This window comes from Pontibacter lucknowensis, assembly GCF_900156415.1.
Taxonomy (GTDB): Bacteria; Bacteroidota; Bacteroidia; order Cytophagales; family Hymenobacteraceae; genus Pontibacter; species Pontibacter lucknowensis.
This window is the reverse complement of the sequence record NZ_FTNM01000006.1, coordinates 37797-51267: the sequence shown is the minus strand read 5'-3', so window position 1 is coordinate 51267 and position 13471 is coordinate 37797. Positions and strand designations below refer to the sequence as shown.

At 50.3% G+C, this 13471-nt stretch carries 12 protein-coding genes; 6 read left to right on the top strand and 6 right to left on the bottom strand.

The features are described 5' to 3' along the window. Positions 1-203 precede the first annotated feature (203 nt). Entirely contained in the window at positions 204-755 is a 552-nt protein-coding gene (locus tag BW972_RS16945; RefSeq protein WP_007661227.1) for a 2'-5' RNA ligase family protein, read from the bottom strand. A 220-nt stretch (positions 756-975) separates the two neighbouring features. On the opposite strand from BW972_RS16945, the gene BW972_RS16940 reads away from it, so the two are divergent. Further along, positions 976-2907, top strand: a complete 1932-nt coding sequence (locus BW972_RS16940; RefSeq protein ID WP_076423222.1) for an ABC-F family ATP-binding cassette domain-containing protein — start codon at positions 976-978, stop codon at positions 2905-2907. A 222-nt stretch (positions 2908-3129) separates the two neighbouring features. Next, a complete protein-coding gene (locus BW972_RS16935; RefSeq protein WP_143732128.1) occupies positions 3130-3612 on the top strand; it encodes a hypothetical protein in 483 nt (160 codons plus the stop codon). 23 nt (positions 3613-3635) lie between these two features. Here the strand turns inward: BW972_RS16935 and BW972_RS16930 are convergent, their stop codons facing one another. Next, complete coding sequence (locus tag BW972_RS16930) at positions 3636-4406, bottom strand: DUF2490 domain-containing protein (RefSeq protein WP_076423008.1); 771 nt, start codon at positions 4404-4406, stop codon at positions 3636-3638. 116 nt (positions 4407-4522) lie between these two features. On the opposite strand from BW972_RS16930, the gene BW972_RS16925 reads away from it, so the two are divergent. Beyond that, positions 4523-5551 carry a sensor histidine kinase gene (locus BW972_RS16925; protein WP_159439868.1) on the top strand — a complete coding sequence of 343 codons (1029 nt, stop codon included), beginning with the start codon at positions 4523-4525 and terminating at the stop codon, positions 5549-5551. Here the strand turns inward: BW972_RS16925 and BW972_RS16920 are convergent. From BW972_RS16920 to BW972_RS16910, 3 genes are all read right to left on the bottom strand, one after another. Continuing rightward, positions 5548-5946, bottom strand: coding sequence for a response regulator (locus tag BW972_RS16920; protein ID WP_007660932.1), 399 nt, complete (start codon positions 5944-5946; stop codon positions 5548-5550). The two genes, BW972_RS16925 and BW972_RS16920, sit on opposite strands and share 4 nt — an antisense overlap. Next, entirely contained in the window at positions 5921-8158 is a 2238-nt protein-coding gene (locus BW972_RS16915) for a PAS domain S-box protein (protein WP_076423006.1), read from the bottom strand. Before BW972_RS16915 ends, BW972_RS16920 begins: the two co-directional genes overlap by 26 nt. A gap of 305 nt (positions 8159-8463) precedes the next feature. After that, positions 8464-9990 (bottom strand): S8 family peptidase, encoded by a 1527-nt coding sequence (locus tag BW972_RS16910; RefSeq protein WP_076423005.1) that lies wholly within the window; start codon positions 9988-9990, stop codon positions 8464-8466. A gap of 469 nt (positions 9991-10459) precedes the next feature. Between BW972_RS16910 and BW972_RS16905 the strand changes: the two genes are divergently transcribed. Together BW972_RS16905 and BW972_RS16900 are read left to right on the top strand one after the other, a co-directional pair. Beyond that, positions 10460-10840, top strand: a complete 381-nt coding sequence (locus BW972_RS16905; protein ID WP_076423004.1) for a DUF7149 domain-containing protein — start codon at positions 10460-10462, stop codon at positions 10838-10840. Positions 10841-10941: 101 nt separating this feature from the next. After that, positions 10942-12177: a PAS domain-containing sensor histidine kinase gene (locus BW972_RS16900; protein WP_076423003.1), complete on the top strand. Its 1236-nt coding sequence runs from the start codon at positions 10942-10944 to the stop codon at positions 12175-12177. 197 nt (positions 12178-12374) lie between these two features. On the opposite strand, the gene BW972_RS16895 is transcribed toward BW972_RS16900, so the two are convergent. Then, positions 12375-12782: a hypothetical protein gene (locus tag BW972_RS16895; protein ID WP_007660445.1), complete on the bottom strand. Its 408-nt coding sequence runs from the start codon at positions 12780-12782 to the stop codon at positions 12375-12377. Between the two features lie 258 nt (positions 12783-13040). Here BW972_RS16895 and BW972_RS16890 point away from each other — a divergent pair, with 258 nt between their 5' ends. Then, the gene (locus tag BW972_RS16890) at positions 13041-13442 is read left to right on the top strand and encodes a hypothetical protein (protein WP_007660444.1); all 402 of its coding nucleotides are present in this window, start codon (positions 13041-13043) and stop codon (positions 13440-13442) included. Positions 13443-13471: the final 29 nt, after the last annotated feature.

Below are 13471 nucleotides of genomic sequence, written 5' to 3'. Positions count from 1 at the left end.
GATCAAATCAATTCAAGAATACGGGGATGAATTTTAAGGGGTTAAGAAAAAGTGAAACTAAACGTGATTAAAATTAAATTAAAATAATACTTTCCTTATGACAGCCATGGGGGTATCAGCTGTGGTAAATCCACAGGCAGGTTTGAGGAAGGGCTATGCTTGGAAAATTCTGGGATATAGCGGAAGCATAAAGAGGAGCAAAGCTATAGCGTCAGCTCCTTACGCCCGAAGGTATACTCGTCTTCCTTCAGGTAATAATCACCGCACTTTTGCAGTATGGTCAGGTTGTCGATCCTGATCTCCCAGTTGAAATTGTAGTTGAACAGAAAGGTGAGTACCGGTCCCAGCACTTCAGGGGAAGTGTCGCCGAGGGCCAGGGAAATGTGAGGGAGCCACATGTTGGGATTGTAGTAGATGCCCATTTCGCTGCTCATCTCAGATATGTCGCGGTGCAGGCGGGCATGCAGCTGGTTGAGCGGCGCTGTGCGCAGCACCGGGATGTAGATGACCGGTTTCTCGCCCGGGAACACGCCCAGGCCAGTGGTGCGGATGGTGAAGGGCTCCGTCTCACGGCTGGTTTCAGCCAGGTATTGCTGAATCTCTTCCATGTCCGGTATTTCGGCAGTGAGCAGGGTCAGGTGCGGGTATGGCGTCATCTTCACCTCATTGAGCCCAAATTTCTCATCAAGAAGCTCGGTCAGTTCAGATACACGCGCAGAATGAGATGGGTCGAGCAGGGATGTAACTGCGATCATAAAAGGCTATTTTTTTATTGCTGTTCTCAACGTATCGCACACACATTTTTCAAAAGCATAAAGCTATAGAACGAGGTGCATGTGATAATGTTTACCTGGCCGGGGCTTTTTGCAGCAGGCATCTTTTATTTCTACGTATGAGGTGACTTTTGGTCTGTGGACCTTTGCACTGGGGATGTTTCCCAAAATAAGTACCTTTGTAGCTCAGCTTTCTGAATCTATGATCTCTATAAATAACCTTAGCTTTCATTTTGGCAGCCGCCCCATGTACGAGGATGCCAGCCTGCACATCAAACCCAAAGACAAGATCGGCCTGATCGGGCTCAACGGTACCGGCAAGTCCACACTGCTGCGCATCATCGTGGGCGAGTACAAGCCCGACGGTGGCAGCATTCAGATGAGCAAGGAAACCACCATCGGTTTCCTGAACCAGGACCTGCTTAGCTATGAAACGCACGAGAGCATCCTGTCGGTGGCCATGCAGGCCTTTGAGGAGGCCATCTCGCTACAGCAGGAGATCGATCAGATACTGGTGGAGTTTGAGAACAACTTTCATGATAAGCTGGTCGATAAGCTGGCAGCGTTGCAGGAGCGCTTTGAGGCCCTGGGTGGCTATACCATGCAGGCTGAGGCGGAATCGATCCTGGAGGGACTTGGCTTTACAACGGAGGAGCTGAAGCAACCACTGGCCTCTTTCTCGGGTGGCTGGCGCATGCGCGTGATGCTGGCCAAGATCCTGTTGCAGAAGCCATCGCTGCTGCTGCTCGACGAACCGACCAACCACCTTGACCTGCCCTCTATCAAGTGGCTCGAGTCCTACCTGGACCGCTTTGAGGGGGCCGTCGTGATTGTGTCGCACGACAGGGAGTTCCTGGACAAAACCACCAACATCACGGTGGAGGTGTCGGGGGCGAAACTGAACCTGTACCCGGGCAATTACAGCTTCTACGTGGAAGAGAAAGCCCTGCGGAACGAGATTCAGAAAGGCGCCTACGAAAACCAGCAGGCCCAGATCCGGCAGACGGAGCGCTTCATTGAGCGCTTCAAGGCCAAAGCGACCAAGGCCAAGCAGGCACAGAGCCGCATGAAGCAGCTCGAGCGCATGGAGCGCATCGAGGAGGTAGCACCGGAGGCAGCGAAGGTGAACTTCAGCTTCCGCTTCAACGTTCAGCCGGGCCGTCACATATTCCGCCTCGAGCACATGAGCAAGAGCTTCGGCAGCAAACTGATTTTCCGGGACACCAACGTCCACATCGAGCGGGGCGACAAGATTGCGCTCATCGGTGCCAACGGCAAAGGTAAGTCCACGCTGCTGCGCATCATTGCCGGCACGGAGCCGATCCAGGGCAAGCGTGAAATGGGGCACAATGTGATCATGTCCTTCTACGCACAGCACCAACTGGAAGCACTGAACGTGGAAAACGAAATACTGCAGGAACTGCAGCAGGCCGGCTCCGGCAAAACGGAGGTAGAGCTGCGCACGCTGCTGGGTTCCTTCCTCTTCACCGGCGACGATGTGTTCAAAAAGATCAAGGTGCTGTCGGGAGGGGAGAAGAGCCGCGTGGCACTGGCCAAGACGCTGATCTCAGAGGCCAACTTCCTGATGCTCGACGAACCGACCAACCACCTGGACATGATGTCGGTGAATATCCTGATCCAGGCGCTGGAGCAGTACGAGGGAACCTTTATCGTGATCTCGCACGACCGCTACTTTGTGGAGAACGTCGCGACCAAGATCTGGTATATCGAAGACTACCAGCTGAAAGAGTACCCGGGCACCTACCACGAGTATGAGGCCTTCCAGGAGAAGCGCGAGAAAGAAACTAAACGCGATGCTGCTGCAGCGCCGGCCCCTAAAAAAGACGAGCCAAAGCCGAAGCGCGACAACAGCGAATTCAATGCCCTGAACAACCAGTTGAAGCAGGTAAAGCGCCAGATAAGCGAGGTAGAGAAACAGGTGCAGATACTGGAGCAGGAGCTGGCTAAATTCGAAACCGAGCTGGCTGACCCAAAGGTATACGGTAACCCGAATGTGCTACAGGAAACATCCCAGAAGTTTGAATCGGTGCAAAAGGAGCTGGATGCTGTAAACCAGAAGTGGGAGAGCCTGATGCTGGAAGCCGAAGAGCTGGAAGCGCAGCTGGGAAGCTAGCCTGGAAACCTGCCTATAATAATAAAGTGTTATTCTAAGTCGAAGCAGCAAGCCATGGGTTTGCTGCTTTTTTTGTGTTGATTCAGGTGTACTGTATTGAGTTTCAGTGGGTGTGAAGTGTGATGGATCTATACTTTAATCCAAAGATATGCGTATATGGAAATTGCACTTTGAGATAAAGTGTCATTTTGCTATTTTGTTCCTGAATCTCACCTTATACTTATGAAAACTTACTTACTAATGGTACTGCTTATTTTGAGTAGTATGTATAATTGCTCCCTGGCGCAGGGCGACGGTGAAATAATTGTACAGAAAAAAGGCCTTGGATTTGCTTACTATCAGCATGGCAGACAAATCAGTAAAAAACAGCTTTTGCACATTTTGGATCAACATCCGGAGGCAAGACAAGAGCTTCAGAAAGGCAACCGCAACTCACTTCCGGCTTCTGTGCTTTCCTATGCCGGCGGGCTCCTGATCACGTACCCGATGAGCAGGCAGCTGTCCGGCAACCAGCCCAACTGGTTGATTTCCGGTGCGGGGGCGAGCCTGCTGACCTTCAGTATACCTTTTGCCGGTGCCAGAATGAAGCGGGAGCACCGGGCAATCTATGTATACAACGAAGGGCTACGCTATGCCAGCAAACCCCAGCCAGACATCCGCCTTGGCTATGCCTTTAACCGGGCTACCCTCATTTTTACCTTCTGATCAGGGCCAGCCCTTTCAATACTTTAGGGCTGTGTATCCTGCCTGCGCCAGTCTATGGTGTGAAACAGCCACACCACCAGGGTATGGTTACTGGTAAAGCGGCCCGGTGTGGCTGCCTGCACATAGCGGTTCATATAGCCCGCCTGCAGCATCAGCCCTTTGTGCCGGGTGGCAGCCATCAGCGAGATGCGGTTTTGGTCAAAAGGGGCGGTGGCTTCTTCTCCCAGGTTCATCAGCAGTTCGTTGGATACAACAAGGCTGGGCAGTACACCCCCCAACGTAAGTGCAGGGAAGTTGCGCCGCAGCACGGTCTGGATGCGGACGCGATGGTTAAAGGTATAGCCGTCCGTTATTTCACCGGCTGCTGTACGCTGGCGATAGCGCAAATCCCAGCGTAGCCGGTGCTGCAGGGCAAAATTGCCGCCAAGTGGGGTCGGGATGACGACCTGCGCCCAGGGACGGTGCTCCCGTCGCCTGAGCTCACCACCCACCGGAAGCCACACATGGGCATAGCCTGCGGTTACATCAATGCGGTTTGGAAAGTGTGTAGTCAGGCCGGTTCGCACCACGCTAAAACCCTCCGGTATATAATGAAAGTCATTCCAGATGGAAAACCGCTCTGAAACACGGGTCGAGGTCATGTAGCCAAACCAGAACTGCTCGTTTTGCTGCACATCCTTATGCTGCGCAGCCAGTTTTGCCGGGCAGCAGAGTACCGGCAGAAGCATAAGCAGATAAACCAGGGAGTAGCGCATCCTTTTTTGTGGCCTGGTGGCAGTGTACTGACGTTCCATGGTACGAATATAACGTGTAAAGCGACGTGCCGTATGTATAGCGACGCTACTTACCGCCTTACACAATGGACAATCTCAGTACAATAAACCAGATCAGCAGACAGAGTAATAAAATTATGTTTCAGTTTGATCTGGCACAGAATAAATTCAGTTTCCTTTCAAGTGCTTTTCGCGATTTATGGGAACCGGAGCAGGAGCGGCTTCAGCGGCAACCCCAACTCCTGCTCGATACCGTGCCCGAAGAAGATCGCGCCGTCGTGGTTGACTGCTGGCACAAGTTACTGCGGGGAGAACCTGTTGAGAAAACCATACGCATGATGCGAAATAACAGGCTGCGTCACATGCGCTGCAGTGTTTACCCCATTCGTGATGCAGCGCAGAAAATAGTGGCTGTGGCAGGTATGGCCGAGGATACCAGTCGTCAGCAGGAATTTATCAACTACCTCGCCGAGTTCGGGCGTCGCAAGGACAGTGCGCTCGAAATGGTAATGCATGACCTGCACGGGCCATTGGCAATTGTCCAGAGTGTAGCTGCCCTGCTGCGCAAAGACACGCAGGATAACCGGCTGGAGGAAGTAGTGCAATACACCACCATTATTGAAAATGCCTGCATTCAGTGCACAGATCTGATCCGCGACCTGCTCAGCGAGGAGCATCTGGTGTCGCCGGAAATTTCCGTGACCAGAACACGCGTCGACCTGAATAAGCTGATCAGCAGCATGGCCGAGTTCTACCAGAAAGGGCAGATTGTACAGCAGACGCTGGTGCTGGATCTGCCGCAGGAACCGCTCGTGCTGGACCTGGACCAGATCAAAATATCCCAGGTGCTGAACAACCTGATCTCTAATTCCATCAAGTTCACCCCAAGCACGGGCAACATCACGATAAGTGCCTACCAGGAGGGGGATGAAGTCGTGATCGAGCACAGCGATACAGGCATCGGTATACCTGAGAACCTGCATGCGAAACTATTTGAGCGCAAGGCGAATGTCGGGAGGTCGGGACTGAACGGGGAGAAGTCGCGTGGGCTGGGGCTTTCCATTGTATATGAGCTGGTGCGGCTGCATGGTGGCCACATCAGTGTGCACAGCCGCGAGCATGAGGGCGCCCGCTTTGTGATCAGGCTGCCGCTCTATGCTGATTAGACACGGCTGTTGCGCGTCTGCTTCATGTAGTTCAGACTTTCTTCGTCGAGCGGCTTGTGCAGGAAGCCGCGCACAAGCGGGTAATTACGGGAAAGATTCTTGTCGCTGGCAGCGATGGAAGAGGTGAGGATGAACACATCCAGTTTTCCTTTGAGCTTTTCTTCATAGGGGCGCAGCACCTCCAGAAAATCCCAGCCGCTTTTGACAGGCATGTTCAGGTCGAGCAGGATTACATCCGGCAGGGGAGCAGTGTCAGTAAAGGACAGAGCAGCCAGGGCATCATCTGCAGAGCTATAGGTATGAATCTCGTCGGCAAAGCCTGCATCCTCCAGTACCAGGGATGTCAGGTATATGCTGATGTCATCATCATCAATTATGTAAACCTTGCGGGCCATAGGCTGGGAGCTCAAACTGTAATGTAAAAGTGGTGCCTGCTTCTGGCCTACTTTCTACCTCTATCTTGCCTCCAATAGCGTTCATTTGCATTTTCACCAGGTATAGCCCGATGCCCTTACCATCCGGCCCTGTATGGAAGCGCTTGTAGAGCTGGAACAGATGCGGCCGCACCAGGTCCAGGTCCATTCCGCTGCCATTGTCTGTTACACGTAATTGCAGGCTGTTATCTTTCCTTACGCTATTTACCTCTATAAGTAAGTCCCGGTGCGAAGATTTGTACTTAATCGCGTTAGAAATCAGGTTGTGCAGTATGCTGTAGACGAAAGCCCGGTTGGCCCAGAGCAGGTCATCTTCTTTCAGGTCCAGCACGATCCGGCCATTGGCCTGGGTCAGCAGATGCTGCAGGCTCTGCGCCACTTCTGTCGCTACCTCGCTTAACAGGACGATCTCATGGGCCGCCTGGAGGTCAGAGGAACGCACAGCCAGTATTTTGTTCAGGTCACTGATCACATCATCAAGCCGGCGGGCGGAGGTTTCCAGGTTTTGCAGGCCCTTGGCAAAGCGGTTGCTGTTGTGGTCAAGCTTCTGTAGCACGGACGACAGCCCGACCAGGTTAGCGACAGGCGCACGCAGGTTGTGTGATACTATGTAGTTGAACTGCTGCAGGTCCTGATTCTGATGGTACAGGTGCTCGGTCGTTTTGAGTAACTGCTCCTGATCGAGCTTGCGTTCAGTGATATCGGTGTGGATGTAGATGTGCTTTACGATCTGGCCCTGCTCATTGGAAATAGGGGAGATGGTGACATCAGCCCAGATCAGGTTGCCGTTTTTCTTATAGCTGCGCAGTTCTTTGCGCATCGGGATGCCCTTTGCCAGCTGTTCTCTCACCCACAGGATCTCGCGCGGGTCCGTATCGGCAGAAGTCAGGATGTCGCTCGGGCGCTTGCCTACTACTTCTTCCATGCTATAGCCGGTCACGTTGCAGAAAGCCTCATTGACCCACTCTATCTCCAACTGTCCGTTGGTGATGATCACGCCGTTTGTCGTTTTACTGGCCACCAGCGAAAGCTTCCGCAGCTCTTCCTGCGCGATAACCTGCGCTGTGATGTCGGAAAACGCAATGAGGATACCGCCTTCAAAGGGGCTGATGGTAAACTGCAGAAAAGCACTCAGCTCGCAGAATTGCTCCTTAAACTGTACTGCCTTTTTTGTTTCGGCCACCTCATGGCATTTCTGCTTAAAGAGGGTTCCCTCCAGCATCGGGTATTCCTCCCAGATGCAGAGATCCATTAAGTCTTCGAGATCCCGGTTGAGGAAATTGGCGAAGACAGTGTTGCCGAAGCTGTAGCGCCACTCTTTGTCCAGGGCAAAAAAGCCTTCAGACATCCCTTCCAAAATTTTGTGCAGCTTCTTGGCCTGTGCATTTACAAGCAGGTTTGCCTCTTTCTCGTTGGTGCTGTCTTTGGCGATGCATTGTATGGCGAGCACCCGGCCCTCCAGCACGACGGGTACGAGTGCGGCCGACAAGTAGCGCTTGCTGCCATCGCGGTGGCGGATGCAGGTCTCGAAGTTGCAGGGCTGTCCCGTAAGGGCTGTGGAGAAGGCCTTGAATGTTTCTTCACGGTTATCCGGCAACACAAATTCGGCAAAATGGCTTTTCGGAAATTCTTCACGCGTATAGCCAGACAGCTTCACCACGGCGTCGTTGCAGGCCTGCACTTCCCCGCTCGTGCTCATCGTAAACACCAGGTCGGGGTTGTTGAAGAAGAGCGCTTTGTAATAAGCTTGGCTTTCTTTTCTCTGCCGCGAGGCCTCCATCTGCGTGGTAATATCACGCGAATTGGTCACGATACCCTGCACGTGGGGGTTGTCCAGCATGTTGGTCGCGACACAGCTGAGCCAGCGCCAGCTGTCGTTTTTGGCTTTGAAGCGAACAGGAGGAAGGTTTACTTGTTTGGTGTCGCCAGCAGTCAGGTTATAAAGCTCCTGTTCAAGAGAAGGTACGTCATCCGGATGTATCAGGTCAAACACATAGGTGCCCAGCAGGTCTTCCGGGGTATAGCCAAGTTCAGTGGCTATCGAATCTGAAATGTATTGATAGATCCCTTCACAGTTGAGTACTGTAATGAGTTCAGATGCATGACGTACAATAGAACTATAGAAATCCGGTGTAAGGATCAGCTCTTCAGGTGGCGTAAAATTTACCTTCATAAAGGTGCAGTGGCTTAAAACTTCCTGAATGTAATTGTAATTAGGCAATATGGGTTCAATTGTATACCGAAATTTATGAAAATGTTCTAAATGTTGAAAAAAGGCTTTCTAATATCCAAAATGTGGTTTTATGAAGCGTATTAAGTTACTTCATCTGCAGCTGTCAGTTAAGTTTTGATAATCAAATAAATAGGATAATAGGTATAAATCGCTGTGTTAAAATTGGATTAAAATCGTATTCTGATAAATAAAAAAGCCGGACTACTTTTCAGCAGTCCGGCTTTTGTTATGAGGGCTTGTCGTACTTATTCAGTCACGGCACGGAAAGCGTTTACGCGGCCATAACCGTAGTAAGGGTCGCGGCCAGGCTTGCCAAGATCGTCAGAAGTGGCCCGTAGTTTGGCCAGTACATGCGCTGGGCTCATCTGACCACCGTTACGTCCGATAAGAAGTGCTGCTACGCCTGCTGCGTGAGGACCTGCCATACTTGTACCAACTGACCAGTAGTACTGAGCAACTCCGGGAGTTAGGCTGCTGCCTGTGCTGAACACATAATCAAATACATAAACGTATTGTCTCACACCTGCAATGATGGCTATCTCATTACCCGGATGCATGTAGTCACCGCCTGGGGCTGCAAAGTGCACATCAGAGGTACCATAGTTAGAGTAAGAGGCGAAGTCATCCATAAAAGTGCCGAAAGGATTAAGTGCCCAACCACGTGGAGCCGTCGCTGAAATAGAAATTACACCAGTAGAAGAAGAAGGTATGTGTACCAGCGACTTGTCTGCGTTTCCGTTGTTGGCGTCATTGCCAGCAGAGGCTATAACGGTTACACCATTCTTGGTGGCATAGCTGGTGGCGCGGTTTATGGCGATCAGCAACTCCTGCACGGCTTTGGTGTCGCTTTCAATAAAGTCATCAGATGGATCTTCTGGTGTGCCATTGTCGTTCAGGAATTTGCCATTGCGTGGAAGGGCCGCTCCAAGACTCATGTTGATTACATTAGCGCCTTGCTGTGTCGCATGAACAATGCCATTCATCATCCAGGAGAAAGAACCGGAGCCGGAGTCGCGCAGTACCTTTACCAAAATCAGTTTCGCCTCAGGCGCAACACCTATAATGCCAATGCCGTTGTCGGCTGCCGCAATGGTGCCGGCTGTATGGGTGCCGTGGCTACCTACACCCGATAGGGCGTAACTCAATCCTTCGCCTGGAACAAAGTTTTTGCTGGCAGCAAGATCGATGTTGGGTGCCAGGTCCGGGTGGTCTAAGTCAAAGCCGCTATCCAGTACGGCAACACGAACACCACTGCCACGATGGCCGGCGTTCCAGGCCTCTGGCGCTTTAATAGCGGCATGTCCCCACTGCAGGTCAAAGAAGCGGTCGTCGTCGCCGCTTGCCGGTGGTGTGCCCACGTCGCTCAGTTCGACAATCTTCATGTCATCCGGATTATACCACTGTACCTCCAGGTCGCGCACCACAGAGCGTATACCATTAATTTTAGAGGCATTGGCAACGAAATTCGGATCTTCTGAATAAACGGTGGCCACACCAGCCTGCTCAAGCAAGCTGATTACTTTGCCATTGGCGGCGTTCAGTTGAGCTGCAATATCAGCTGACATGGTTTCGCTGCTCGAAAGAACCACATACTGGTTTTTGTGCAGTTTTACGTTTGATTTTGGGTTAATTCCTTGCGCCATTTGCGTTGCTTCCTGGCTCAACTCGCCAGTTGGGTTCATGTCTTCTTCGGGGTTACATCCCATCAGGCCCACAAAGGCGAAAAGAGCCGGATAAAGTAAAGTTTTGGTAGTAAAAAATTTGTTGCGCATAGTTTAAAAGTTTAAATAATTAATTGATTTAGGTATAGTTTTAAAGTTTCTGGACGCAAACAGGCCTGGCAGCTTTTTAAATTAAAACAAGTTTCAAAGCTCGGTTGAAGCTAAGAGCATGTTTTACTAGAGCTGGTAAGCATGTAAATAAACGAGGTAAACAGACTACTAGAAGTGGTAAGTGTACCCTTGAAAAAGTGTAGGAGATGTTATGGCTATATAAAAATACCATAACGAGCTATTCTGAAATTAGGTTATGGTTATTTTATTGATTTAAAAAATAAAAATATTGATAATTTTTTATTTAATCTTTCTTCTGAGTGGAGTTCAGGTAAAGGCAGGCCCTGGGAAAGTCGCTGTAGCCAGTGCAGATGGCATTTTGAAACAGGTATAGGATATTATTCATATTTAATACATCTTTCCCTTCCATGCCTTATTTTTAGGTATCTTGCTATTGTAAATTTCAGCCATGCAGCAAAACATTCTACGCCGCCAGGCCTTGAACAAAGCGTATCTCCGGCTCAAGACCTCCCGCCCCGACATGGAGGCTTACAAAGCGGCACTCCGCACCCTGCTCGATAGCATCAACCTGAGTGAGAGTGAGGAGCATGAGAAAAATCACCTGCACGACTTTTTGAAGGCTGCTTTTTATGCACAGTATGGCGTAAAGACCAAGGGTAAGACGGACCTGAACTACGAGGCCATGCACGAGCTGGTGCTTTACTACCTGCGCGAGCGGGTGGAGCACAAGAACCACGACCTCAAATACGATGTGAAGCTCGTGGATCCGGGCTTTGCCATGCCGCGGGCGGAGTACGAAATGCAGGACCTCATCACTGTGAAGGTATAACAACTATTTTATCGCCCAGCTGTATCTTTATTAAGATTAATTCATTAGCCAAATGAAAAATATAGTCGGATAACCGCCGATTAGTGACGTATTTGCCATATATGCCTAATTCAAAAACAAACCAAAAAACCTCTCAGGCGAACAGCACTTCTTCCGAGGCCGAAATCCTGGCTTTGCGAAAGGAGATAGAGCAGTTGCGTTTGGAGAACGCAGCAGCATACGAGAAACTAAATACACAGCAAGCCATTCATAAAAACTTTGAAGTGAGCCATAGCCGCTTCGAAGCTATATTTTACCAGTCTGTACTGGGGCAGAAGATCATTTCCGCTGACCTGAAAATTACGCAGGTGAACGAGGCCTTGCAGCGGATGATGGGTTACAGCAAAGCCGAGCTGATCGGTACCCGCATTACCGAGTTTGCCCACCCTGATTTTGTCCTGGACTGGCAAGCACTGCAGAAAAAGCTTTGGGAAGAGCAGATTCCTTCTTTTCAGATAGAAACCTGCCTGCTCAATAAGGACGGCACCAGTTTCTGGTGTCGGGTAACCTCGATTCTTTTTCAGGACCAGGACGCTACGCTAGGCTTTACGATAGTAGAGAACATAGACAAACGTAAGCTTCTTGAACTGGAGCTCAAGAAGCTGTATGATAACCAGGAAACTATCATGCACATGGTAGCGCACGATCTGAAATCTCCGATTAACAATATTATGATGGCTGCCCGCTTTCTAAAGGAGAACCTGGAAGAGTCTGGGGAAAAAAGGCAGGAGAAGGCCGAGCAAATCCTTTCATACGTCAACCTTATTTCGGAAACTTCAGATAGAGCGCTCCACCTGATCAGTGAGCTGCTCCTCATAGGAGAGATTGAGTCCAGGTATCTTACACTGGAAGAAACAGACCTGAAAGATTATATTCAGCTCCACCTGAACAGCCTGCGTATAGTCGCGGAAAGAAAATGTATTAGCCTGATGTTCCATCATACAGGAAAACCTGTTTTTGCTGCCATTGATAGGGATAAGTTCAGGTGGGTGCTGGAGAACCTGCTTTCCAATGCCGTAAAATTTAGCCAGGAAAATGGTCAGATAAGCCTCACACTGAAAGAAGTAGGTGGCAAAAAGATGCTGCAGGTGCAGGATAACGGAATCGGGATTCCCGCTGAACTGCTGGCCACTGTCTTCCAGAAATTCACCAAAGCGAGGAGGCAAGGGACAAATGGGGAGCCCACGACAGGGTTGGGGCTATACATTGTCAAACAGATAATAGACGAGCACAAGGGCAGGGTATGGATTGAAAGTCAGGTAGATGCAGGTACCTCCGTCTTTATAGAGTTGCCCTAGGTGTGACATATACCAGGCGCCCGCGAAGCTGCTGATAAGATGACCCGCTATTACCCGAAAAAATAATTTAAAAAAGATAACAACTTTCTAATATAGGCAGCCGTATATATAGGCAGCTTAGCGAAAGCTCATTTTGTGAATGATAGGAGCGGCTCCGGGGGTGAACGACCGGGGCCGCTTTTTTTTATGTCTATACCTTAAGCTTTGAGCCAGATCAGGGCCTCTTCCGGTGTGGTAAATGTACCTACTTCATAATTTAAGATGCCTGCTTTGCGAGCGGCCTCAATGTTGCGCTGGGCGCGGGATTCTTTCTCAGGGTCAGAGGGCTGTACCCGGGCTACTTTGGTCAGCCGTGTCTTCGACAGCATACCTGCCAGTTCCAGCGTCAGCTGGCGGTTCTCCTCCTCCTCAATTTCTATAGACGTGGTGCGGGCGTCGAGCATGAGCTTACGCACATCGTAGTTTCGGATCGTCTCCACCATGATCTGCAGGCTGTGCCTGATCTCTGACAAATGATAGCGTTGCAGGTCGGGGTAGCGCACCTGCAGTATGTCGGTGGCCGGGTTGTACTCCAGTCGCAATATGCTGTTTTGTAAAAGAATCATGGGGTGTGCTGAATACTACGGATAATTCAGATATGAATCGGCACAAGTTACAAAGCAGCACCTGAATGGTCAAGTCAAACTAGAGAAAGGTCAATAATTCATACTAAAATTATGCAGTGGTTTTGATTTTAAAACTGGAAACTGTTTATTGCAAACCCTTGTCGAAATATATGGATAGGAGTACACGGGTGACGTAAACACGGAAACGATTGTTTTACAGCGCTCTATGTCCCTGTCAGTTATACAGACTGTATTGCAATGATAATATACAAAAAAAACTATATAAACATTGCCTATTACGAGGCAGAGCAATTACTGGAGATCACCTGGTCGGCTTACGCGGCCAGCGCAGAGTACCGGGAAGCGATGCTGCAGTACATTCATATACTCAAAAACTACGAAGTGAAGCGCTGGCTTGATGACTACCGCCAGGCCCGTGTGGTGCGTCTGTCAGATCAGAAGTGGACGAAGGAGGAGTGGGCGCCGCTCTTTTACCCGCACGCACAGCAGTTGGATAAAATGGCCCGTGTCCGCTCTAATGACATCTCAGCACGGATCAGCTGCGAAAATATGTTCAAGACAGTGGACAACAGTACGCTGCCTTACAGCTTCAGAGAATTTGAGCAGTACGGAGAGGCACGCAACTGGATACTTGGATGATCACCCAAATGCATTACTTTTGCCCTGTG